Annotated in this window: 22 protein-coding genes and 1 pseudogene; 9 read left to right on the forward strand and 14 right to left on the reverse strand. The window is 62.0% G+C overall.

What is annotated here, in order from left to right; all coding sequences use genetic code 11:
• Nucleotides 1–235 precede the first annotated feature (235 nt).
• The 3 genes from rlxS to BMX92_RS10495 all read left to right on the forward strand — a co-directional run bounded on the left by rlxS (nucleotide 236) and on the right by BMX92_RS10495 (nucleotide 4,259).
• A complete protein-coding gene (rlxS, locus tag BMX92_RS10485) occupies nucleotides 236–2,215 on the forward strand; it encodes a relaxase/mobilization nuclease RlxS (RefSeq protein WP_093016150.1) in 1,980 nt (659 codons plus the stop codon).
• Nucleotides 2,216–2,339: 124 nt separating this feature from the next.
• Nucleotides 2,340–2,894 carry an IS110 family transposase gene (locus BMX92_RS10490; RefSeq protein ID WP_093016153.1) on the forward strand — a complete coding sequence of 185 codons (555 nt, stop codon included), beginning with the start codon at nucleotides 2,340–2,342 and terminating at the stop codon, nucleotides 2,892–2,894.
• 153 nt (nucleotides 2,895–3,047) lie between these two features.
• Complete coding sequence (locus BMX92_RS10495; protein WP_017183365.1) at nucleotides 3,048–4,259, forward strand: IS256 family transposase; 1,212 nt, start codon at nucleotides 3,048–3,050, stop codon at nucleotides 4,257–4,259.
• Here BMX92_RS10495 and BMX92_RS28305 read toward each other — a convergent pair.
• From BMX92_RS28305 to BMX92_RS10550, 13 genes and pseudogenes are all read right to left on the reverse strand, one after another.
• Nucleotides 4,172–5,047 carry an ATP-binding protein gene (locus BMX92_RS28305; protein ID WP_305728180.1) on the reverse strand — a complete coding sequence of 292 codons (876 nt, stop codon included), beginning with the start codon at nucleotides 5,045–5,047 and terminating at the stop codon, nucleotides 4,172–4,174. The genes BMX92_RS10495 and BMX92_RS28305 overlap by 88 nt on opposite strands.
• Nucleotides 5,048–5,644: 597 nt before the next feature.
• Nucleotides 5,645–6,718 (reverse strand): glycosyltransferase family 2 protein, encoded by a 1,074-nt coding sequence (locus tag BMX92_RS10505; protein ID WP_093016156.1) that lies wholly within the window; start codon nucleotides 6,716–6,718, stop codon nucleotides 5,645–5,647.
• Complete coding sequence (locus tag BMX92_RS10510) at nucleotides 6,712–7,188, reverse strand: hypothetical protein (RefSeq protein ID WP_093016159.1); 477 nt, start codon at nucleotides 7,186–7,188, stop codon at nucleotides 6,712–6,714. Before BMX92_RS10510 ends, BMX92_RS10505 begins: the two co-directional genes overlap by 7 nt.
• Nucleotides 7,188–7,664: a GNAT family N-acetyltransferase gene (locus BMX92_RS10515; protein ID WP_093016162.1), complete on the reverse strand. Its 477-nt coding sequence runs from the start codon at nucleotides 7,662–7,664 to the stop codon at nucleotides 7,188–7,190. The genes BMX92_RS10510 and BMX92_RS10515 overlap by 1 nt, the downstream gene beginning before the upstream one ends.
• A complete protein-coding gene (locus BMX92_RS10520; RefSeq protein WP_093016165.1) occupies nucleotides 7,657–8,649 on the reverse strand; it encodes a hypothetical protein in 993 nt (330 codons plus the stop codon). Before BMX92_RS10520 ends, BMX92_RS10515 begins: the two co-directional genes overlap by 8 nt.
• Nucleotides 8,646–10,751, reverse strand: a complete 2,106-nt coding sequence (gene yhhB, locus BMX92_RS10525) for a cyclophane-forming radical SAM/SPASM peptide maturase YhhB (protein ID WP_093016168.1) — start codon at nucleotides 10,749–10,751, stop codon at nucleotides 8,646–8,648. Before yhhB ends, BMX92_RS10520 begins: the two co-directional genes overlap by 4 nt.
• A 14-nt stretch (nucleotides 10,752–10,765) precedes the next feature.
• Nucleotides 10,766–10,930, reverse strand: coding sequence for a YhhA family cyclophane-containing RiPP (yhhA, locus tag BMX92_RS27320; protein WP_177184994.1), 165 nt, complete (start codon nucleotides 10,928–10,930; stop codon nucleotides 10,766–10,768).
• A 90-nt stretch (nucleotides 10,931–11,020) separates the two neighbouring features.
• Entirely contained in the window at nucleotides 11,021–11,797 is a 777-nt protein-coding gene (locus tag BMX92_RS10530) for a hypothetical protein (protein WP_093016171.1), read from the reverse strand.
• Nucleotides 11,794–13,164, reverse strand: a complete 1,371-nt coding sequence (locus tag BMX92_RS10535; RefSeq protein WP_093016173.1) for an AAA family ATPase — start codon at nucleotides 13,162–13,164, stop codon at nucleotides 11,794–11,796. The genes BMX92_RS10530 and BMX92_RS10535 overlap by 4 nt, the downstream gene beginning before the upstream one ends.
• A gap of 476 nt (nucleotides 13,165–13,640) precedes the next feature.
• The gene (locus tag BMX92_RS27965) at nucleotides 13,641–13,772 is read right to left on the reverse strand and encodes a hypothetical protein (RefSeq protein ID WP_256213368.1); all 132 of its coding nucleotides are present in this window, start codon (nucleotides 13,770–13,772) and stop codon (nucleotides 13,641–13,643) included.
• A pseudogene (locus BMX92_RS10540) lies at nucleotides 13,769–14,704 on the reverse strand (transposase); the annotation flags it as partial. The gene BMX92_RS27965 and the pseudogene BMX92_RS10540, both read right to left, overlap by 4 nt.
• 69 nt (nucleotides 14,705–14,773) lie before the next feature.
• Nucleotides 14,774–15,964 carry an MFS transporter gene (locus BMX92_RS10545; RefSeq protein WP_093016175.1) on the reverse strand — a complete coding sequence of 397 codons (1,191 nt, stop codon included), beginning with the start codon at nucleotides 15,962–15,964 and terminating at the stop codon, nucleotides 14,774–14,776.
• Nucleotides 15,965–16,152: 188 nt separating this feature from the next.
• Entirely contained in the window at nucleotides 16,153–16,734 is a 582-nt protein-coding gene (locus BMX92_RS10550; RefSeq protein WP_093016418.1) for a class I SAM-dependent methyltransferase, read from the reverse strand.
• A 504-nt stretch (nucleotides 16,735–17,238) separates the two neighbouring features.
• Here BMX92_RS10550 and BMX92_RS10555 point away from each other — a divergent pair.
• From BMX92_RS10555 to BMX92_RS10580, 5 genes are all read left to right on the forward strand, one after another.
• Nucleotides 17,239–17,445 carry a TOBE domain-containing protein gene (locus tag BMX92_RS10555; RefSeq protein WP_093016177.1) on the forward strand — a complete coding sequence of 69 codons (207 nt, stop codon included), beginning with the start codon at nucleotides 17,239–17,241 and terminating at the stop codon, nucleotides 17,443–17,445.
• Between the two features lie 1,102 nt (nucleotides 17,446–18,547).
• Nucleotides 18,548–18,781 (forward strand): AbrB/MazE/SpoVT family DNA-binding domain-containing protein, encoded by a 234-nt coding sequence (locus BMX92_RS10565; RefSeq protein ID WP_256213369.1) that lies wholly within the window; start codon nucleotides 18,548–18,550, stop codon nucleotides 18,779–18,781.
• The gene (locus tag BMX92_RS10570; protein ID WP_093016179.1) at nucleotides 18,771–19,187 is read left to right on the forward strand and encodes a PIN domain-containing protein; all 417 of its coding nucleotides are present in this window, start codon (nucleotides 18,771–18,773) and stop codon (nucleotides 19,185–19,187) included. The genes BMX92_RS10565 and BMX92_RS10570 overlap by 11 nt, the downstream gene beginning before the upstream one ends.
• Nucleotides 19,188–19,260: 73 nt before the next feature.
• Complete coding sequence (locus tag BMX92_RS10575) at nucleotides 19,261–20,238, forward strand: nucleotidyltransferase and HEPN domain-containing protein (RefSeq protein ID WP_093016181.1); 978 nt, start codon at nucleotides 19,261–19,263, stop codon at nucleotides 20,236–20,238.
• Between the two features lie 7 nt (nucleotides 20,239–20,245).
• Nucleotides 20,246–21,172 carry a HEPN domain-containing protein gene (locus BMX92_RS10580; protein ID WP_093016422.1) on the forward strand — a complete coding sequence of 309 codons (927 nt, stop codon included), beginning with the start codon at nucleotides 20,246–20,248 and terminating at the stop codon, nucleotides 21,170–21,172.
• On the opposite strand, the gene BMX92_RS27325 is transcribed toward BMX92_RS10580, so the two are convergent.
• Nucleotides 21,159–21,335: a hypothetical protein gene (locus tag BMX92_RS27325; protein WP_177184995.1), complete on the reverse strand. Its 177-nt coding sequence runs from the start codon at nucleotides 21,333–21,335 to the stop codon at nucleotides 21,159–21,161. The genes BMX92_RS10580 and BMX92_RS27325 overlap by 14 nt on opposite strands.
• A 189-nt stretch (nucleotides 21,336–21,524) precedes the next feature.
• On the opposite strand from BMX92_RS27325, the gene BMX92_RS10585 reads away from it, so the two are divergent.
• On the forward strand, nucleotides 21,525–22,013 hold the full coding sequence (locus tag BMX92_RS10585; protein WP_177184996.1) for an RNA polymerase sigma factor: 489 nt from the start codon (nucleotides 21,525–21,527) through the stop codon (nucleotides 22,011–22,013).

Consider the following 22,013-nt stretch of genomic DNA (forward strand, 5'->3'; position numbering starts at 1 on the left):
GGGGCATTTTCAGGGGGAGGGGGCGTAAGGCAAGATCAAAGAAATGGCGCCATGCCCTCTGGCCCCGTCGCCATAAGTCCTTGTCTGCACATCCTTTTCAGGCTTTCGGCCGATGGCGCTATCCTTCGGGTGATGGCGCCACCCATCCCCGAAAGGCGCGGAAATCCGGGATTTTTCATGGCGCTATCGCGTTGTGGGGACCGACCGGGCGTAACTGGAGCCAGGAGCCGCCGCCATGCGGGATGACGATGATTTTGAACCCCGGCTGGGCAAGCCGCGAAGCACGCCGATCCGGCGAGGCAAAAGCTATATGAGCCAGGTCTTGCGTGCCGCCAATCTCGCCGGCGGCATCGCCTTGGCTAGGGGAGGGCGCGGCAGGTTCCATGGCAACCGTTCGGGGGTCGGTGTTGGCGTCGGTCGCGTGCTGGCTTCGCGCGACCGCTTCGCTGCCTACCGCCAGCGTCGCGTCGTGGTGAAATCGCGGATCATCCGGTTGAACAGGGGGAAGGGCATGGACGCGGCCCGCGCGCATCTGCGCTATATCCAGCGGGACGGCGTGACCCGTGAGGGCGATTCGGGACGGCTCTATTCCGCCGAACCGGACAAGGCCGACCGCAAGGCATTCCTTGAGCGGCAGACAAGCGACCGGCACCAGTTCCGGTTCATCGTCTCGCCGGAGGACGGCCAGCATTATGACAATCTCACGTCGCTGACCCGCCGCCTGATGACGCAGATGGAACAGGATTTGGGAACCAGGCTGGATTGGGTGGCGGTCGATCATTTCAACACCGGCCACCCGCACACTCATATCATCGTGCGCGGCGTCGATGATCGTGGACGCGATCTGGTCATAGGTGGCGAGTATCTGACGCAGGGCATCCGAGAGCGTGCGGCCGAACTGGTGGCGCTCGACCTGGGGCCGCGCACGGACGTTGAGATCACGGATCGCCTGACCCACGAAATCGAGCAAGAACGATTGACCAATATCGACCGTCGTTTGCTGCGCGACATCGACACAGAAGGACAAGTGGAAGCCGCTGACCGCGATCCCTTCTATCAGTCCTTGCGAGCAGGGCGATTGCAGAAGCTGGGTCGGCTTGGACTTGCGGATCAGATCGCGCCGGGGCGCTGGCAACTGGCCGAAGGCATGGACGACACGCTGAAACGCATGGGCGAGCGCGGCGACGTCATCCGCACCATGCAACGAACGTTCACGGCCAAGGGGCTTGAACGCGCTCCTGCCGATTATGTAATTTCCGATCCGGGGGTCATGACGCCGATCGTCGGGCGCGTCGTGGAACGCGGTCTGTCGGACGAGGTGAACGACCGTCATTATCTGATTGTGGACGGCACGGACGGCCGCAGCCATTATGTCGATATAGGCAAGGGCGAAGCGACCGGCCCGATCCCGACCGGGGCGGTGGTACGGATCGAACCCAAATCGGTCGACGCTCGCGCCGTTGACCGGGCCGTGGCGAAGATCGCTGCCGCCCATGGCGGGCGCTATAGCATCGACATTCATTTACGCCATGATCCGGGCGCCACGCAGGCCTATGCCGAAACCCATGTCCGGCGACTGGAAGCGATACGCCGCGCCATGGCGAGCGTGGAGCGCGAGCCGGACGGGACATGGATCATCGCGCCCGATCATGACGAGAAGGCCGCCGCCTATGAGTCGCAGCGCGCCAGGGCCGCGCCGGTCATCGTGGATACGTTGTCCGCGCTTCTCTTGGAACAGCAGGCCGGAAGTGATGGCGCGACCTGGCTGGACCGGCAGCTTGTAGCCCCCGATCCCGAACCGCTGCGCGATGCCGGGTTCGGCAGCGAGACGCGGGCCGCCCTGGCGGTGCGACGGCAATGGTTGATCGCGGAAGGACTGGCGCAGGAAGAACAGGGCCGAGTCAACTATCGGGCGAATCTGCTAGCTGTCCTGCGGCAGCGCGAATTGAACCGCGTCGCCGGTCAAATTTCCGACGAACTTGGGTGGGCCTATGCCGAAGCGAAACCGGACGCGCGTATCGAGGGCATTTATCGCCGCCCCGTGGAACTGGCATCCGGGCGTTATGCCCTGATCGAGAAAAGCCGTGAATTTACGCTTGTGCCGTGGCGGCCGGTGCTGGACTCGAATCTTGAAAAACAGGTGTCGGGCGTCATGCGCGGCGACGGCATCAACTGGACTATCGGACGAGTTCGTAGCGGCCCATCCATATCCTGAAACAGGTGGCGCATGATTTCTCGCCGGTAAGGCGTGAGCCGCTTTTGGGACACCGCGTAATTGATGTAGCCACCCTCCTGTATGGTACGAAGTCGCATGAACGCTTCAATGCAGGAGGGTGACCATGTCGATCTACGCAGGACTGGATGTGAGTGACAAGACCACGCATGTGTGCGTGGTTGATGGCGAAGGCGCTGTGTTGCGGCGCGAGGTGCTGGCCAGCGATCCCGACGTCATCGCCAAATGGCTTGGCCGCTATTGCCCAAATCTGGTGCGAGTGGTGCTTGAGACGGGACCGCTGTCGGCGTTCCTCTATCATGGCATGGTGGCTCGCGACGTGCCGATCGAGTGCATCTGTGCTCGCCATGCCAAGGGCGTGCTGTCGGCGCGGGTCAACAAGAGCGATGTTCATGATGCTGAGGGGATTGCGCAGATGGCCCGGACGGGCTGGTTCAAGCGCATCCATATGAAGGCTTCGGCAACGCACTTCGACCGCGCAGCTGTGCGCATTCGCGCGCAGTTGATCATGGCACGCACCGCCATGCTCAACCAATTGCGAGGGCTGTTGAAACTGTTCGGTCTCCGGCTCGGTTCGACCAGGGCACCAGGCAAACGCACAGAGCGTCTGGATGCGCTGTATGCTCAGCGACCCGATCTGGAAGCGTTGTTCGCGCGTTAGCGTCCGCGCTCGTGGTGTAATTTTCGGTGTAGATTGAGGCGATCGCATGGGTGGGGCATGCCCCACCCATGCGAATTCGATCTCGGTGGCCACCGGGCTCATCGGTTAGGTGGAGTTACCACACTTCACACGCCCACCGAGGAGTTGATCCCGATGACCGACGATAGATTACCGCTTGCCGAGCTGATGGCGAAGACCGGAGATGGAGATTTCCTGCGCACGATCGCCGAGAACGTATTACAGATCATCATGGAGGCCGACGTCGATGGCCTGGTCGGCGCCGGCCGGCACGAGCGCTCCGGCGATCGCACGACCTGGCGCAATGGCTACCGCGACCGCAGTCTCGACACCCGGCTCGGCACGCTCAATCTCAAGATCCCCAAACTGCGGACCGGCGCCTACTTTCCCGGCTTTCTGGAGCCAAGGAAGACCGTCGAGAAGGCGCTCGTCGCGGTGATCCAGGAAGCATGGATCGCCGGCGTCAGCACCCGGCGCGTCGATGAACTGGTGCAGGCGATGGGCATGACTGGCATCTCCAAGTCCTCGGTATCCAAGCTGTGCAAAGACATCGACGAGCGGGTCCACGCCTTCCTCAAGCGGCCGCTCGCCGGCGACTGGCCCTACCTCTGGCTCGATGCTACCTATCTCAAGGTGCGCGAGGGCGGGCGGATCGTCAGTGTCGCCGCGATAATCGCTGTGGCCGTCAACACCGAGGGCAAGCGCGAGATCGTCGGCCTGCACATCGGTCCTTCCGAAGCCGAGCCGTTCTGGTCGAGCTTCCTCAAGGACCTCGCCCGGCGCGGCCTGACCGGCGTGAAGCTGGTCATCTCCGATGCCCACGAGGGGCTCAAGGCGGCGATTACCCGCGTCATGGGCGCGACCTGGCAGCGCTGCCGCGTCCACTTCATGCGCAACGCCCTGGCCTATGTGCCCAAGGGCCAGAATACCGTCGTTGCCGCTGCCATCCGTCAGGTCTTCCTTCAACCCGACCATGCCGCTGCGACGCAGGTCTGGCGGCAGGTCGCTGATCAGTTGCGCGCCCGCTGGCCAAAGCTCGGGGCTTGCATGGACGATGCCGAGCACGACGTGCTCGCCTACATGACCTTCCCCGAGCAGCACCGGGTCAAGCTCCACAGCACCAATCCGCTGGAACGCCTGAACAAGGAAGTGAAGCGCCGCGCCGATGTGGTCGGCATCTTCCCGAACGAGGACAGCATTATCCGCCTCGTCGGCGCCGTCCTGCTCGAGCAGAATGACGAATACCAGCTCCAGCACCGCTACATGCAGATCGAGGGCATGGCCGCCCTTGCCACACCAATGATCGAGGAGGCACAGCCGCTACAGATTACACCCAAGGCCGCCTGAAAATGCAGCCCAGTGGCCACACCCGATTTTACACCACATTGACGGACGCGACCGTTCGCGCCACTTCTGGCATCCATCGAAGCGATCGAGGCGCAACTGCGGACGTCGAGTCGCATATTGGAGCAGCGCGCTGCAACAGATCCGGTCTGCGCACGTCTAATGACGGTTGTCAACGGCACAGTAATTTTCCCCGGAATTACACCTCCGTCTTTTGGCGGTCGTCTGCGGCGACGAGCTTCTGTTGGCGCCGGCGGGGTGATCCGGGCGGTCGAGCGCACATGCTCGGGTAGTAGGTCTGCATGTCGCCTGAGGCGATAACTCGAGCCATCGATCTGGATGACGATGGCGTGATGCAACAGGCGGTCGAGCAGCGCGGTGGCGACGACGGGGCTGCCGAAGATTTCACCCCATTCGGCAAAGCCTCGGTTCGAGGTGAGGATCATCGCCCCTTTTTCATAGCGCGCATTGACCAGCTGGAAGAACAGATTGCCACCACCGGGTATGACCGGGAGGTAACCGATCTCGTCGACGATCAGCAAAGATGGCCTGCAGTAGAAGCGGATCCTCTCGCGCAGCGAGCCCTCCCGTTCAGCCTTGGCAAGCGCACCGATCAAGCCCGCAAGCGTAAAGCCATGCGGGACCGGGTTCTCATCTTTGGGCCGATATTGGCGTCGGTGCCCTTCCAGCAGTGAGCGCTGTCGGCGCCCCTCGAGCAGGGGATGTCGCCCGCTGGTGCCAACCGCGCGCACCACCAACGCCAGCCTCACACGCCCGGAGACACGCGCCATGATCCGGCATGGCTCGCTCTACATGACGGTCGCGCTCATGGCGTCCTGGCCGACGACCGGGCGCATGCCCATCCCGGAATTAAAGCGGGGGCAGGACACGCTGATCCGTAAAACCACCGTTGCTAGCGGCCTAACGCCGCTCGAAATCACGCCGCTCCGCCCGATAGTCGCACCTCCGGCCCGGCAACGTTTACCCGCCAGAACCACCCCAAAGCCTATTTACCCATAGAGCAGCGCGTGGGGCCCGCGGGTTCCTGCACTGGAGGCTTTCGTACGCAAGCGCCCGAAACCCTTCACAACTCAGGACATTCGGTGATTCCCGCCCGAACTTCGGCTTCTGCCAAGAGCCGCCGTCCAGGGTTTTGAGATCGGCCAGACAGCTTCTTCGCCTCATTTCGGATGTTTGTTCGATCAGCGCACGCGCTCGAAAGCTGTCGTATGTTCATTACTATAGTTCGACATTGTTGGGCGGAAAGCGGACTCCCCGCTTCTGGAGAGCGATCCTGATAAGAGGACATTTGCTCAGAAGGCTGGCATCCTGCGGAGCGCGATTGTCGGAATGGCCAGGGCAGGGCCGTCCGTGGTTTTTGGCCGGCTTCAGCACGGGGGTGAGCCAGCTAAAAGGCTCGGTTGCACGTCTATCAGGGAGAGAACATCCATTAGCGCGAGGGATGGGCTCGTCGCCACTTCATCGGCGGATCTGGGCGGCAACTCCGCGAGCACGGCCATAACGTCGCCCGGCGCCTCCAAATCATTGGATTGCGGCCTTAAGCTGTCCACGAGCGCCGGCAGGTATCTGAAAAGCGTCAACTGATGCGCGCGTCGCAGACGGACCGCCTCGAGCTCACCCCCGCGCAGTACGCGCTCGGCGAAGGCGTCGATGTCCGAGGCTGTCGTCTGCGCCCAATGACCGCGGCTCCGCAGCCACGACGCCTCCCTCGGGAACCCCACCGTGGCGTAATGCAACCAGGGATCTTCTGCGACCCGCCGCCGCGACGAAGCGGCGCCGGCTGGATTGACGCGGATCTTCCGAGCCGAATGGCGCAGTTTGGCGCGTATGAACATCCGCGTCGTCTCGGCGTGGATCCGGTCGCCCGACAGCGCGACCTCCTCGAACAGCCCGCCCCAAAGTAGATAGTCTGCGAGCAGGAAGCCGCAAACCTTGTCGTCGACGACGACCTCGTCCTCGTCCGCGGCCTGCAGGGGCTCGACCTCCGCGTCGACGAGGCGCTCTGCCGCCACGTAGCCCGGATGCGCCGCCTCGAAGTCGGGCGGCCGGCGCGTGGCGCCCTCGAGCATCACGCCGCGCTTGACCGCGGCGCGCATCGCCGCCACGTAGCCGGCCTTGTAGATCGTGTCGGCATCGGCCTGGAGGATGAGCACGGTGGCAGGATCAACTCCCGCCGCGCCCGCCAGCTCGCGCGCCGCAGCAACGCCGCGGCGGCGAGGGGGCACAAAGCCCCGTTCGCGCTCATGGAACAGGTGGATCCGCGAAGGGTTGCGGTCGCGGAGCCTTGTGAGGATGTCGAGTGTGCCGTCCGACGAGCCGTTGTCCACGGCGACAAAGTGGGTGTCCGGCGTCGCGGTGCCGTCGCCGAACCCCAGCGAGGCGATCGCGCCATTGATCAGGTCGGCCTCGTCGAGGCACGGCATGACGACGTAGGTCAGCATCCTTGCGGAAGCATGGCCATCCTGAGCGACGGCTGGCAGCGAGTAGAACAGGGGACGTGGGAGATCCGCGAGCTCCCGTCGGCGTATCCGCTGGGATTGATCGCGCGGAAGCGGCCGTGGAACCGTCGCGTCGCCATGGCTGCATGCCGCCGGTCTATGCCCTCGTCCCCGACGCGCGCGGCGGCGCGGCTGCAGCAGGGAGGGTAGCCGAGCATCGTACCGAGCGCGAGCGTGTGCCGGCCCGGCCGGCGGTCGAGGTCGATCACCCTGCGTGCGGTCGCCGGATTTCTGGAGATCGCCGCGAAGCCGTCAGCATCGATACTCGTGAAGAGGCCGTACCGCCTCGCCCAGCGGCGCAGGTCGCCGCCGCGGGAGCCGACACTGACGCGCGCGGCCGGCTTGTGGCCCCGCAGGACGAGCGTGACGTCGGTGGCCGCAGACGGCGGCAGCCAGCCGGGAAGGTGGATCACTAGTCCGATCCCTTCGTCCGCTTGAGGATGAGCTGCGCGATGCCCGGTAGCGCGGCGTCCCTGAAGCCCGCCGCCTCCGCCGCCAGCCGCGAGGCGTGGTTGGATTTGCGCATGTGCAGGTAAAGCGGATTGTGTGCGCTAGCTTGCGCCGCCTTGAGGTAGGCGGCGCGGCCGACGCCCTTGCCTTGATCGGGGCCGTTCAGGAAGATCTGCATCGAGGCGTGCTTGCCCAGCGGCGGCTCGTCGATCAAGTTGACGAACACCTCGCCCGCGCGGGCTCCCTCGACTATCACCTCCCAGTATTCGCCGCCCGCGCCGTCGCCCTTATCCTTCGGTCCCGGACGCTGGACCAGCTCGACCTTTGACGGGTCGATCTTCGGCCCTCCCTTAGGCGGTTTCACCACCTTCGGCTTGGGCGTAGGGCGCGTGGGCTTTCGACGCTTGGCCGGCGCCTTCTTGGCGGGGGGCTTACTCATAGAGGCCCGCGAGGTTCTCGCGGAGGCGCGCATCGGCCGGCTGCCACATCTCGGCGGGGAAGAAACCGGGCGAAAAGGCGACGGCGGCGTCCTCGACACGCTCGACGAGCCCGTTGTCCCTCATTACCGCGCAGACCTCGTCGATTCGACGTAGCACTGTCTCGAGCGGCGGGTCCAGCGCGCGCATGCGATCCGTCCAATCTCCGTCGCCGTCGTATCGGTTGTTGAAGTAGTCCATGTCCACGTGGAGGAGGATCGGACCATCGTCGATGTCGGAGAGCCATGCGTCTAGGTCGCTGGTGGCGCGGTAGTGTCCGCGACCAGTTCCTTTCGCCGTCTCAAGCGCGATCGCCGGCCGGGCGACGCCGGGCCGCAGCAAGTCGTCGCGCTCCACCGCCGCGCGGAACGCCCAGTCCTGCGTCCCCTCGACCTTGGGCGGCTGGCAGAGCTGCCGGACGTCAGAGTTGGGGAACGCGAGCAGGAACGGGGTCAGGAAGCTACCCATGCCGACGGCCCCACTGTTGCAGGCTGAGAGGACCGACGCCGGATCCATGACGTCGAACGGTTCGTCGGTGATCATGTCGACGAGCTTGTCGCCTTCGATCGCCAGCCGCGGGGACATCAGGTCGCGATGGTCGTCGAGGTGGAGGATCGTGATCCGGTCCGTTGGACATGGCTTGGCCCGCGCTGCCCACTCGCACCATGTCAAAAGCGACCAAGTGTCGTATAGGGAGGTGAGGACGCGGCCCGAGCGGCGCCGTGCCGTTGCCATCGCGTCGAGCCCGATGCCGCCCCATGCGGAAAGGGCGTCGCGGATCCTGAAGTCGACATGGCGCTCGGGATCGGAAGGCCACGCGAGGTCGAGCTGCCACCCTCCCTCGATTGGCGAGGCCTGCGCGTCAATGTCACAGAAGTAGGTTCTGAGGCGCCCATGGCGGGCATGGGGTTCGTCCGGCAGCAGGTGGGAGGCGACGCGGAGCGTCATGCAACGAGCGGCAGGCGCTGTGCTCGACTCTCGAGCAGGTCGGCGAGCGCGCGGCCCGCCTTCGTCAGCTCGCAGCCGCGGATCGTCTCGAACGCCTTTGCGAGGTTGCGCTCGGTGTCGTCGAGCTGCGCCAGCGCGCGGTTGTGCAGGCGGGCAGGCCCGTGGTCCCGGACGTGCTCCCAGAACCGCTTCAGTTCGACGAACACGAATATCGCGTGCAGGAGTCCTGACGCCGGGCGCAAATCTTCCCGCCAGGGGGAGACCACGAGCGAGCCGGGATGGGTCGTCGGATGGCTGCGTTCAAAAAGGTAGAGCTTCTGGTGCCGGTATTCGTGGATGAGAGAGTCCGCCAGGTCGTATGCGTCAATGAGGCCCCCGCTCTGGCTGATCGACACGTATAGAGCGCCCGGAACCGAGTTGTCGCTGAACGAGACGATCTTGTCGGGATGCGCCGAGGGATCCCGGACGAACTGGACGGCGGAGCAGATCATCCGCAGTTCGCGCGCGAGCGCCGGCCTCCACGCCTCTACGATGTCGAGGGCGTCCGCGATGATGACGCGACCCTTTTCCGCTGTCGTCTCGTCCTCGAATTCGATCGCCTCGCCGAACGGCTTCCGCAGCCAATCGTCGTGCTCGCCTATCTCAAGGTCGCTACGCCCTACCCGGCTAAGTGCTACGCGTGCGTAATCGGTATCGATCAAGATCGGTCGTCCGTCGACGTCGTGGACGGCGCGGCCAGCCCGAGATGCTAGCAGCGCGCGGTGCCAGGCGACGGTGCCGGCGTGGCGTGCGAGCGCACGGAGATCAGAAGGCTCGAGCGCCGAGGCTACTCCTGCTTCGTCGAGCTCGGCCAGAGCCTTCTCAAGGCCCGCCGCATCCTCGTCGATGGCGTCGGCATGAAGGTCGGCCATGATGCCGGCGCTGGATTCGGCGAGCTCGAAGGCTTCGAGTTCGAAGTCCGGAAGCTCGTCCGCGAGCGGCTCGATGGCGACGAAAGTCTCCGTCAGCCTTGTCCGGACATGCTGGATGAGCGCCTTCATCTCTCCGCAATATACCGTCGGATTGTCGAAGCTGCCGGCTCGATACCGGTGGGGAACGGAGCCTCCGCCGCACACGTCGACCACTTCGCACGCCCTGCAAACGTCGCTCAGTCCTGACTTGGTCAGGAGCCGACGGTGCGTTGCGATCGCGGTCGAGGAGGCCAGCTGTTCGACCGGCGTGTCCATGACCGATCCGACGAGCCGCGTGGCGCCTTCGCCGGCGACCTTGAGCACGTCCAGATCGTGCCAGGTGCCATCGGTCTCGACTGAGAGAAGGCTCACGTCGCCGAAGCCGAAGGCGTCGGTGCCGGAGGGCAGGCCTGCCGCCACGTCGAGCAGGGCTTCGAACGTGCGGACGGGCAGTTGTGGGTAGCGGTCGAGCCAAGTGTCGAACGCCTCTATGAGCCAGCGTTCGTACAGAGTGGGGTCCGCGTCGCGTCCGGGCGGCTGCCTGTCGTGATGGGAGTCCGGAAGGAGGAAGTCGAGCTTGGGGACGCCGTGGTTCGCGAAGAAGGACAGCAGTTGCTCCGGCCGCACCGCGGTGTCGATGACGGCTATCACGCCCGCGAAGACGGCCGGCCTCCGCTTCAGGCGTTCCAGCGCAGCTTCAACCTTGTCGAAGCTTGATCGCCCCTTGCGGGTGGTCCGGTGCAAGTTATGGGCTTCGCGCGGCCCGTCCATGCTGAGCGAGACGGAGATGGCTTCGGCTTCGAGCTCGCCGAGGACCGCTTCGGTCAGCAGCAGGCCGTTGGTCTGAAGGCCGAAGTCCACATCAACGTCAGGCGCGGCAGACCGAATCTTCCGAGCGAAGTTGACAAGGCGACTGACCCCCGCGAGCAGCGGTTCGCCGCCATGGAATATGACCGCGACCCGGCGCAGGCCGACTGCCGCGGCGTATTCCGTCAGCCGTTCGGCGAACGCATCCTGATGCGCATCGCTGAACAGGCGCGGCATGCTGCGCCAGCTCTGATCGGCATGGTGGTAGACGTAACAATAATCGCAGTCGAGATTGCACCTCGAGGCCACCTTGACGAGGAACGACGTGATCCTCGCCGCGGACATCGAATGCGCCCCCCTTACGAGCGGCTATGGCGGTGGTGCATGCGGTCATAGCTGGTGATGACCTCGCTTGCCTGGGCGCCGGCAAGCACGCGCCCCTGCAGGCGCTGGAGAGCCGGGTTCGTCGTCGATGATTTCAGAACGCGTTCACGGACGGTGTTAGTGTCTTCGACAGTCTGCATCAGTGTTCTCCTTACTTGCCGGTCATAATCGAATAGGCCCAGAGGTGCAACGACTTCGCTATGCGATCTCGATGCGAAATATGCGGACGGCTACGCTGCTTCGGCATTTTCTGCCTCGCGCAGTCCCGCGATCAGGTCGATAGCCATCGAGCTGTACGGCGCTTGCGGCAGGACCGCGCGCTCGAGCGTGCGTAGGCCGCTCGTCACGTTGTTCTCCCGCCCGAGATCCCGCGCCATTTCAATGTTCTCCCAGACAGCGACCAGATACTGAAGCCGCTCCCGTCGGCTTTCGACAAGCTTCTCGCGGTTCAGTCCCAGAGAGTCGATCGTAACGCGTCCGACGCCGGTGATTCCGACCGCCTTGTCGAGCTTGAAGCGGATGTGATCGCGCGGATTGCAGGCGGACGGATCGATCAAGAGCGGCGTCTCGTTCGCGACCGTCCTGCCGACGCAGTTCCTGACGGCGGGATCCTCTAGCGGGAACAGGTTCTTCTTGTAGCTGCCGTTGCACATCTTGCAGCTCCAAAGCAGGTTGTCCCAGGTATAGGCCAGCCAGTAATAGCCAGGACGCTTCAACTTAGCGTCCTTTGACTGCCGCCACGCCGCTTTGGGTCTGAAATGCTCGACCTCGCCGTAGCTAACGTCCTCGATCTTGCTTTCGCAGAAGCAGCACTTCCATCGCTGCGCTGACTTGAGTATCTGTCTGACGTCCTCGTGGCCGTAGACGCCGACGTCGAACGAGAACTTCCCCTTCAGCGTGGTATATAGTGCCGGGTCCGCGTCATGCGCGGCGATCTTGGTCTGGACCAAGCCCGCGCCGCCGCCGAGTTGTGGGGGCGTGTCGGTCGGTCGGTCGATCCGTATCATTTCCGCCGGTCGCCCCGGACCACAGCCAGTGTGCGCTCGACCACGCGCTTCACGACTTCGTCGTCCTCGTTCCACCCCGGGGCGAGCGCGGAGACACGTGTCTCGAGCGCCGTCAGCTCGCGCTCGTCTTCCTCTGTGAGATTGATCTTATCCAAGAGCTCCAGCCGCCGCTGAACGGCCGCGCTGGTTTCTCGGCTCCGCGCGGAGGGCAATCCGAATAACTCGCTGGTCAAGAGTTGGTCGACGCTCCAGTCCTTCACGACTGAAGGCTCGTTGATGATCTCGACCTGCCCCTCTGTCTCGTCCATCTGGAGCAGCACCAGATTTTGATCAAGATAGTCCTGCGCCATGAGCGGGCTGTGGGCGGTCGCGATGAACTGGACGTTGGGGAAGTGCGTGGTCAGCTTCGCGCGAAGCTCGCGCTGCCAGCGTGGGTGAAGGTGGAGGTCGATCTCGTCGACGATGACGACGGCCGGCTCGCGCATCGGGCGGTCGCTCTTATCGTAGTGGTTGAACAGGCGCCAGGCTATGTCGACCGTCCAGGCCGTCACGGTCTGGTAACCCAGGCTCAGCTGTCTCAACGGCACCTCGCCGTGAGTGGTCTTAACCCGGACACCATAGGGCATGTCCCCGAGACCGGCCGTCGCGGGCGGGTTGATGTGAATGTCCGATGCGTTTTCGACGTCCGGCAAGATCTCGGCGAGCATGTCCGTGAGCGCCTTGAGGCGCATGCGCTGTCCGCGCTGCCTGAACTTCGCCACGTGGTAGTCCAGCCGCTGGAGAACGTTCTCGGCGTCGATCAGTTCGACGGCCGGATCGAAAAGTGAAGCGACCGGGTCCGGGATGGTCTCGTCGGTTCCCGTCGCGCGGACGTGACGACCTGCTCCGTACGCGAACACCACAGGCTGGTTGAAAGTCCGCTTCATGCCGCCGTTCCAGTCGGCCGCCTGGAACTTTCCGGCCCGCCGCTGGATGGTCGCGTCGCAACTGATCGGATTGGGGCGTCCACCCCGGCCGTCCAGCGTCAGGCCGCCGACCATGCTGAGGGTGATCCGCGTGTCCATGTCAACGCCGTTGCGGACTAGGCCGTCGAGGTAGCTATTGTCCCCCTCGGCCGCGAGCTCGGGCAGGAAGCCGCGCTCGCCGGTTGGGTCGCCTTCGTAGCGGTTGCCGAGGTCGGGACGCATCCGCGTGAGGCATTCGAGAAGGGTCGTCTTGCCGACGTTGTTCTCGCCCAGGATCAGCGTCCAGCGAGCAGGTCGCGTGCCGTCCGTCGTAAGGTCAAGGTGCTGCGGCTCGCCGAACGACTTGACGTTCTCGAGCTCGAGGCGGGTGAAATAGAGGTGATCGCCGAAGCTGGTGGGCATCAATGTATCCTAGCTGCAGCCCTGAGAGCTTTGGCAAAGTTTTGCGTCCGTTTCGGTCCAGATTGTGGGCGCCGGGCAAGATGCTGCCATACGACGTGAAGGTTCAGCAAGCGGCGTGTGCGCTTCGTCGCCGGTAAAGCTATATTGCACGCAGCCGACATGAACAAGAGCCCGAAGATGGGACGCACGTTCGGAACCACAAACGATCGCATGTGGGATTTATGCTCGTCGGAGACTTGCTGAACGAAGGTCCGCGTCTGACGACAGCGGACATTGGCTTCAATCGCAGCGAACGACGGGAAAGTCGAAGGGTTTCGGGCGCCGGCAGGCGTACGAAAGTCTCACATGTACGACCCGCGGGGGCCTCAGGCGATAGGCTATGGGCATTTCGGGTCGGCGCCGTTTCGCGGACTGGCACAATCGCCGGTAGGGTGCGATGGACGGGAACCAGGCGGTAGGCATTTTGTCCGGGGCGGTCAGCATAATCGGTGCGTGCTGCCATCATTCTGGTTGTGAGCGGCGGCATGGATCGCTTCCAGCGCAAGCGCCGTGATTTCCTGCCACGACGCTTTGACAGGATGGATATGGAGCAGTTCATGCCGGTTCATGACGTAATCTCCGGGATCGGCATCAGGATGTCCGGCGGTGCTCGCGGCTGTCGCCACCGTTCGAAGGTCTCGATGATGATCATATGCCCGCCGCAGCAAGGGCATGGTGGTCGCAGATCGACGGGTTCTTCCAGGATCGCCTCGTCAGGCGGCGCAGAAACCTCGAGCAACGCGCGAGCACGCGCGAGGTTGGCTTTGCGCGATGAGCTGGCCAGCAGACCGTAATGCCGGATACGATGGAAGCCACGAGGCAGGACGTGCGACATGAACCGCCGGATAAACTCGTCGGTCGCGAGTGTCATAACGCTTTGGCGTTCGGGTCCATCGCGACGGTAATCTTTGTAGCACAGCGTGACGCCCTTCTCGTCGAAACTGATCAACCGGCGGTTCGAGATGGCGATCCGGTGAGTATAGCGGGACAGATAGGCGAGCACCGCTTCAGGGCCCGCAAAGGGCGCCTTTGCATAGACCACCCATCGCGTCTTCCGGATCGGCGCCAGATGACGCAGGAAGGCGCGCCGTTCGGCAAGTGATGCGAGCGATCCGAAGAAGGCGAGCTTGCCGGCGTCATAAAGCTGGATCAGCCGGGTCAGGAACAGACGGCGAAACCGCTTGCCTAGGACACGCACCGGCAAAAGGAAGGCGGGGCGCGTCGATATCCATCGCGTCCCGTCGAGTGCGATGCCGCCACCCGGCACCACCATATGGACGTGGGGATGGTGCGTAAGGGCCGAGCCCCATGTGTGGAGCACGGCGGTGATCCCGATCCTGGCGCCTAGATGCCTGGGATCGGCCGCGATCGTCAGCATAGTCTCCGACGCTGCCTTGAACAGCAGATCATAGACCACCGCCTTGTTCTGGAAAGCGACGCTGGCGATCTCCGCCGGTAGCGTGAAGACGACGTGAAAGTATCCGACCGGCAAAAGGTCAGCGTAACAACCGCTCAACTGGCGGAGAAGCGTATATTTCGCTAATATCCTCCAAGGTAACCGGCAAACAGGTCAATTTCGTCTGCTGACCGGTGAGGCGGACCATGTGCCATTGAATATCCGCCAGCCAATTATTCCCGCGCCGACGCCAAGAACGCCACCTACCACATAGGCGCTCGGCGCGTCGTTCGGCACGAAGAAACCGCCAGCGACATAACCGCCGATCGCGGCGGTGCGCGTCACCGCGCCATAGATCGCAGCAACCTTGCCATGATCAGCGGGCGAGCATTCCGATTGAAGCAAGGTCCGTACCGCCACATTGTGGATGCTGTTCGCGCCGCCTCCGGCAATGAAGGCAATGGCAACAACCGTAACACCGATCGGACCAAGGCCCACCAGCAGCATGGTCGCCCCCATGAAGGCAGCCGCACCGAATGCGGCCAAACCGATCCGACGGCCTATTACCCGTTCAGCCAGTGCCGCGCCGATCAGCATCCCACCGGCCCAGAGTGCCGTCAGCACGCCGAATATCGTTGAGCCTCTCCCCAGCGTCACAGTGACGAGGAACACAAAGGCAACATCGGCAATCGCGGTCGCGAACACTTCCAGACTGAGCGCCCCGGTGGCCACCATCGCCCGTCGATTGCGGAGCAGCGGTCGATAGTCGGCAAAGAGCGTCCGCCCCTCATTCTCACTTCGTTGCGGCCTGCGGCGAAGGCCACTTGTCGCGACGACGAGTAGCAGCAATCCGAAACTGGCGGCGTCGGCCAGGAGCGCAGTGCGCGATCCCACCCAGCCTACCAGCACTCCGCCCGCGACAGGGCCGACGAGCATTCCAAGGCTGCGAACCATTTCCAAAAACGAATTCGCGCGCGCAAGCGTCATGCCCAGCGCGCCCGCCAGCACCGGGATCAGCGCAAAGGTGGCGGCGCTGCTGATCGTGAACAGCACACTCAAGAGCGCCGCCCCGGCGAGGGTGGACGGGGGATAGAGTGCGATGAACGCGATCACTACGGCTTGCAGCGCCGACACCACGACCAGCACCCGCGCCGCATCCCGGCTATCGATCAGGCGACCCACATAGGGTGCCGCGATTAAACCGGGCAGTAGTTCCGCGATCAGTAGTACCGGCACGGCGTAGGCGGGCGCATTGTCGGCCGTGCGGAACATCAGCGTCACCAGAGTGATTTCGTCACCGATGGTCGAAGCCGTCAGCGCTGCAAGGACCAGCCACCCCCAGCCTTGCCGAAATTCAACCCCCACTCATCAACCCTTCCGTATTGGCCTGCTCTGTGCTGAATTGCGCGCTGCAACCGGATCATGGCAAAGGGAATAGCGGATTACGGTGACAGGCGCTGGACCTTTCCGATCAGTTCGCGAAAAACAGGCGATACCCGCCGTCACAGCCCGTTTTGCCGCAGAGCGGCTCAAAAATTGGTGCGGGACGTCGCTCATTGGCGTTTCGCCGCGTCATAGTAGTTGTTGCCGCCGTCATCAGTAAGACAACAAACCAGATCAAGGCCGACCTTATTCAGGCAAGTTGCATAGGCATCGGCCCCAAGCGAAAGCGAGGCCCGCCCGGTCAGCGTGTCGTTCCATTCACAAGCCTGCTCTGGCGCGCTGAAAAGTAACCGGCCACCGGGATCGAGGGCGTCAGCTATCTTGCTAAGCACCCTCTGCTGGTCGTTTGCATCAAGCAGGAAAATAAGGCCGATCGATATAGCTCCTTCGAAAGTGCGCCCGAAGAAGGAGCTATCCTGCGCCGTTTCGCATGCGACAGGCACGGCAGGAAGGTTGTCATGGAACGCGCTGACAAGCGAGCGCGACGCATCGATGCCGAATACGACAAACCCATCATCGTTGAGCGCCTTCGCGATCGGAACGCCGGAACCACATCCCACATCAACGATAGGCGACGTTGGCGCCAGACATTCCTTTGCCCATGACCGCACCAGCGTTGCCCCGATCTCGGATCGGATCGCTATGAATCTGTCGGCAACAGCTTCCCAGCCCAGGGAATGGTCGGTCGTCACCAAATGCCTCCAGCTCATTGTGAGGGTCAGCGTAACAACCGCTCAACTGGCGGAGAAGCGTATATTTCGCTAATATCTTCCAAGGTAACCGGCAAACAGGTGTTTTCCGGCATGGCCGGTTTCGGGTGCGCGCCAGTGACTGCGGAGCGACCGACTTGTGGCGCACTGCAGACCGGCCGGCATGCTAGACCCAAATGACGGGTTTCAGGGTAAGCCGACATAGGCGTGGCCAAGCCGGAACGACCGGGTCTGGTCGCCTGCCGTCGAAAGCGACCGCCGACTTGTGAGACAAATTTGCCGTCCGCGACGATTTCGACAACGGCGGGTTCGACCGAGAGCTGCCGTTCGCGAGCGTTCCGACAAGGATCGAGTTTCGGAAAGCTTCTGGTTTCTCGAGACCTCATCATCAGCACGAAACGGGATGCGAGCGGTCGGGATCAGTCATCGCCGCCAGCCCGTATTGGTGCTATTTGCGCCTTTCACGTCCCTTTGAAGGTCAGCCTAATGAAGATCAGCGCACGTAACCAGATAACAGGCCGGGTGGCATCCATTCAGCCGGGCGCGGTGAATGGGTCGGTCAAGGTGGATATAGGCAATGGCGTTGTCATCACCGCTAACATCACCGAGGAGGCAATCGCCGACCTTTCCCTCGCCGAGGGCGACGAGGTGACCGTCCTCATCAAAGCAAGCGACGTGCTGATCGGCAAGTGACGTGCGCGTCGGTGCTTTGACGCTGCAACCCGGCATGGGAGATGCGTTTGGCCATTGAAGGACTGCTGAGGGTCAACGTCCAGATTGCGGGGTGCGAAGCCGGCAATCAGGCCGGGCAAGGCACTCGTTCTGGACGCCATTGCCAGTACCGGGGCAATCTCGGCCGCCGGCCGCGATCTCGAGATGAGCTACCGGCGTATCTGGCTGCTCGTCGATAGCCTCAATCACGCCTGGGCCGAGCCGGTTGTTCAAACTCGTGTTGGCGTGGGAAAGCGGGTGGCGCCAGCTTACTGCGTTCGGCGTGCGGGTGCTCGCCAGCTACCGCAACATTGAGGCACGCATGGTTTCCGCAGTCGGCGGAGCGGACTTTGACTGGCTGATCGGCGCTCTCAAATGCCCGGGCGAATAGTCGCGGCGCTTCGTCCATCCCGTCATCGCCCGAGCCAAACGGGTAGCCACTGTGAGCCATCGGCAGTTACCGGGGCCGAACGGCTTGGCGTTGTCAATCCTCGCCAGCGTCATATCGGCAGGCCGACCGCCCATATCAGCCAGGAACAGGGCATAGTCACCGGCCTATGCCGAAGAGAGCGCTATCCGGCGAGTTCTTCGAAAGGAAAGCAGTCGTTACGATCTAAACATTCCCCAGCTCACACACCCCTTAGGTGTGTAGAGGCGTCCTTGCCAGGACGTGGCTGAACCATTCCGCCGAGGCTGTTGCACTTCCGTCTTTTTGGAACGTGCGTTTCACACATTGGAAGGTTCTCCCGCGAAGCCCCATCATGCGGCAGCAAATGTTGACCGCGAAGACGACCGTGCTCCAGGCAAGTTCATCTCTATATCGCTTTTAGGGGCTTGCATTCTGAGTCGCTATTAGACGACGGCCTGGGTCGACATCGGAATGCGGCAGCCGCGAATTTGCTGCCATACGCGGCGTAGCGGGTGGACGTGTCGGATACCTATCCGATAGCTGTGGTAGGTCATTGGTGGCGCAAAGAGCCCAAAATCGGGAAACGATCCATTTTTCGTCAACGCCATTGCGAAATCAATTTGCTCAACGAGAAGGTTTTGATATACATTATGGTTAGGATATCTTGAGAGGTGAATGATGCAGGTAGCCAAATGGGGCAATAGTCTGGCTGTGCGACTGCCCGCCGCAATCGTGGAGGCGCTCGGATTGCAGGAGGGCGACGACATCGTGTTTCACGTCTCCGACCCTCACAATATGGGGATTGTCCGGTCGCCTCGCCGGGATGAAATGCTGCAACGCTTGCGATCTTTCCGTGGACGCCTGCCCGCCGACTTCAAATTCGATCGGGAAGAGGTGAATGCCAGGTAGTTTCCTCGATACCAATGTGCTGGTCTATCTTGCCTCCGGCGACGAGAGCAAATCCGGGCGGGTCGAAGCCCTGCTTGCCGGGGAATGCACGCTGAGTGTGCAGGTGCTCAATGAGTTTGCCAACGTGGCAAGGCGCAAGATGAGTTTCGGCTGGGGCGAGGTTCGAGATTTCCTTGCGATCGTCCGCGCCCTGACGGTCATCGTGCCGATCGGAATCGAAACGCATAACGACGGTCTGCGCCTGAGCGAGCGCTATCGCTTCTCCATTTATGACGCCATGATCGTCAGCGCGGCGCTGCTGGCGGAATGCGACACGCTCTGGTCGGAAGATATGCAGGACGGATTGGTGGTCGAGGATCGGCTGACCATCCGCAATCCCTTCGCGACCGGCGCGGGGCCGCAATGACGCGCGCGCTGACACGATGCGTCGCGAGCAGCGCCGTTGACCATGCTTTTGATCACCGCGCCGGAGCGTACTGATGCGTACCGGTCTCGATCACCTGCCCGCCTGGAAACAGCGCGAATTGCGCGATGACGGGAGGATGATTCTTGAGCGGTTCGAGGATGCTCACACGCGACAGGCGACGCAATGGAAGAAGAAGGGGCGCATCCACCAGATTATCCTCTATGGCAGCCATGCTCGGGAAGACTGGGTGTATGAGCCGCATACCGCCAAAGGCTATTGCTCCGACTTCGATCTACTGATCGTCGTCAACCACAAGCAGGTCGCCGAACATGGCGATTTCTGGAATGGTCTTCGCACAGAGTTCGACCGCATGCGTCGCGCACGGCGGCTCAAGACACCTGTCGGCATCATTGTTCATACGCGACAGGAAGTTCACCGATCGCTGGCGGAAGCGCGCTACTTTTTCGTCGACGTGGAACGTGAAGGTATATTCCTTTATCAGGATGATGACAGGCCGCTTCCAAAGCCGCGGCCGCAAACGCCGGAATCCAGGCTGAGGTTTGCGCGGGAGTATTTTTCCGAGTGGCTCGCCACTTCTTCAGATTTTTACGAGACGTTCGAATTTAGCTTCTCTAAGGAAAAAATAAACAATGCTGCGTTTCAGCTTCACCAAAGTGTAGAACATCTTTATCACACAGTTCTGTTAGTAAAGACGTTGTATTCACCCCACGTGCATAATATCCGCTATCTGCGCGATGAAGCGGCGAAACTCGATCGGCGACTTGTTCATGTGTGGCCTGAAGATAGCCACTGGCAGCGGGCCGCTTTCAACCTTTTAAAAGAAGCTTATGTGAAGGCGCGTTATTCCAAGCGCTACGCTATCAGTGTCGGTCAGTTGCATTGGCTAGGGGAGCAAGCGCAGGAACTGGCGCGCGTGGTCCAGGCCGTCTGTCAGGAGTATATCGCGGAGTTGGAACAGATTGTTGCGGAAGCGGGCGAGCGCGATAACCTGACCTCGGGCGAACGCCATGCAGCCCGCGGGGTTGGATAACGGCATCATGAAGAGCGGCATCGATCATCTTCCGGGCTGGAAGCAGAATGAACTGGAGCGGGCTTTGCGGATGATCTTCGAGGAATTCGAGGATGCCCTCGCCAATGCCGAGAATGACTGGAAGAAACGGGCAGGAATCGTCAAGGTCATCCTGTTCGGTAGCCACGCGCGGGGCGACTGGGTCTACGAGCCTCATACCAAAATCGGCAAACATTCCGACTATGATATCCTTATCATCGTCAACGACGAGCGGCTGACCGATTGGGAAACCTATTGGGCAAATCTCAGCAAGCGCCTCCGTCTCGAATATCTCATTACCCGTAAGTTCATGTCGCCGGTACAGTTCTTCGTTCATTCGCTGGATCAGGTAAACGACATGCTGGCTCACGGGCGCTATTTCTTCATGGATATCGCGCGTGAAGGCATCGCTCTTTACGAATCGGATGATACCGAACTCGTAGACCCGCAACCGAAAACGCCTTTACAGGCCTTCGATATGGCGCGGGAGTACCACGAACGATGGATTCCGAGTGCAGCCGAATTTTTCGACATATTCGGGTTTGCCATGAGCAAGGGGCGCTACAATAATGCAGCCTTTCAACTACACCAGTGTGTCGAGAGGCTGTACCATGGGCTGCTATTGGTGCGTACGTTCTACACCCCTTACAGCCATGATCTGGTAAAACTCCGAGGGCAAGCGGAACAGATTGATGTCCGGGTGAGTGAAGCATGGCCCCGTCGGCGCAGGGAAGACGTCGATGCCTATGAGAAACTTCAGGAAGCCTATGTGAAGGCGCGCTACATCAAGGACTTCCACATCAAACGTGAGCAACTGGAATGGCTGGGCGCCCGCACCGAAATCCTGACGCGCCTGGTCGAGGCGTCATGTATGGAACGCCTCACTGAACTCGAGCGGGCGATCAATCCCCTCTGAACTCCCCGCCTGCGTCCGGCGCCAGTTCTGGCGGGATGCCAAAGATAAGGCGAAGATTTTCACGCCGAATAAAGAACATTGCATCCCGATGTTTAATCGGCACAATAGAAATGCGGTCTGGAATAGCTGGCAACCACGCCGTAGGGTTTTCCTTGCCAAGCATGACGCGCGCCGTTCACAGGATCAGGCGACTATCCTTGCGAAGCTGACCGCCCGGTAACGCCGGGGCGTTTGGTGTTGCTGCCTTGGCCGCGCTCATGTCTCTGCTGGATTTCCGATTATCTGTTTCGTCGCGTCGGTGGCGGGACGTTGCGTCGTGAGTCCGCCGTCACGCATCGATGATGGAAGACCGGTGGCCTTTTCGTCTTCCTGCGAGCAGGATGAGCTTGGTCGGCTGTTCCGGTCGGAGGCACCGCGCCTTCATCGCTATTTTCATCGAAAGACGGGTGATAATGACGCAGCAGCCGATCTGGTGCAGGACACGTTCGTCAACATGGCCGCGCGGTCCCCGGCGGGCATTATCAATCCGGCAGCATATCTCCAAAGGATTGCTCGAAACCTGCTCGTGGATTGCTTTCGGAAGCGACGCCGTTTCGAAAATGACGCCATCCCTTTGGACGAATGCGACGTCGCTGTCCCGCCGCTTCAGGAGGAGATTTCGCGCTACCGGCAGGCTATCGACGGCTTGAGCGAAAAGACGCGGGTCATATTCCTGTTTCAGCGTGTGCATGGTCTGACGTATAAGGAGATCAGCCACAGGTTGGGCATCAGCGTCTCGACAGTAGAGTATCATATGATGCGCGCGCTCGTTCATATCGATCAGGCTTTGGAGGAACTGTGA

This window comes from Sphingobium sp. YR768, assembly GCF_900111125.1.
Lineage (GTDB): Bacteria > Pseudomonadota > Alphaproteobacteria > Sphingomonadales > Sphingomonadaceae > Sphingobium.

Excerpts from the sequence above, each read along its gene's own strand:
- BMX92_RS10565 (WP_256213369.1), top strand. The coding sequence starts at position 18,548 with ATGATGCAGGTAGCCAAATGGGGCAATAGTCTGGCTGTGCGACTGCCC.
- rlxS (WP_093016150.1), top strand. The coding sequence starts at position 236 with ATGCGGGATGACGATGATTTTGAACCCCGGCTGGGCAAGCCGCGAAGC.
- BMX92_RS27325 (WP_177184995.1), bottom strand. The coding sequence starts at position 21,335 with ATGCTTGGCAAGGAAAACCCTACGGCGTGGTTGCCAGCTATTCCAGAC.
- yhhA (WP_177184994.1), bottom strand. The coding sequence starts at position 10,930 with ATGCAGACTGTCGAAGACACTAACACCGTCCGTGAACGCGTTCTGAAA.
- BMX92_RS10535 (WP_093016173.1), bottom strand. The coding sequence starts at position 13,164 with ATGCCCACCAGCTTCGGCGATCACCTCTATTTCACCCGCCTCGAGCTC.
- BMX92_RS10515 (WP_093016162.1), bottom strand. The coding sequence starts at position 7,664 with ATGAGTAAGCCCCCCGCCAAGAAGGCGCCGGCCAAGCGTCGAAAGCCC.
- BMX92_RS10490 (WP_093016153.1), top strand. The coding sequence starts at position 2,340 with ATGTCGATCTACGCAGGACTGGATGTGAGTGACAAGACCACGCATGTG.
- BMX92_RS10570 (WP_093016179.1), top strand. The coding sequence starts at position 18,771 with ATGCCAGGTAGTTTCCTCGATACCAATGTGCTGGTCTATCTTGCCTCC.
- BMX92_RS10505 (WP_093016156.1), bottom strand. The coding sequence starts at position 6,718 with ATGCTGACCTACGTCGTCATGCCGTGCCTCGACGAGGCCGACCTGATC.
- BMX92_RS10555 (WP_093016177.1), top strand. The coding sequence starts at position 17,239 with ATGAAGATCAGCGCACGTAACCAGATAACAGGCCGGGTGGCATCCATT.
- BMX92_RS10495 (WP_017183365.1), top strand. The coding sequence starts at position 3,048 with ATGACCGACGATAGATTACCGCTTGCCGAGCTGATGGCGAAGACCGGA.
- BMX92_RS27965 (WP_256213368.1), bottom strand. The coding sequence starts at position 13,772 with ATGAACCGGCATGAACTGCTCCATATCCATCCTGTCAAAGCGTCGTGG.
- BMX92_RS10520 (WP_093016165.1), bottom strand. The coding sequence starts at position 8,649 with ATGACGCTCCGCGTCGCCTCCCACCTGCTGCCGGACGAACCCCATGCC.
- BMX92_RS10580 (WP_093016422.1), top strand. The coding sequence starts at position 20,246 with ATGAAGAGCGGCATCGATCATCTTCCGGGCTGGAAGCAGAATGAACTG.
- yhhB (WP_093016168.1), bottom strand. The coding sequence starts at position 10,751 with ATGTCCGCGGCGAGGATCACGTCGTTCCTCGTCAAGGTGGCCTCGAGG.
- BMX92_RS28305 (WP_305728180.1), bottom strand. The coding sequence starts at position 5,047 with ATGGCGCGTGTCTCCGGGCGTGTGAGGCTGGCGTTGGTGGTGCGCGCG.
- BMX92_RS10530 (WP_093016171.1), bottom strand. The coding sequence starts at position 11,797 with ATGATACGGATCGACCGACCGACCGACACGCCCCCACAACTCGGCGGC.
- BMX92_RS10575 (WP_093016181.1), top strand. The coding sequence starts at position 19,261 with ATGCGTACCGGTCTCGATCACCTGCCCGCCTGGAAACAGCGCGAATTG.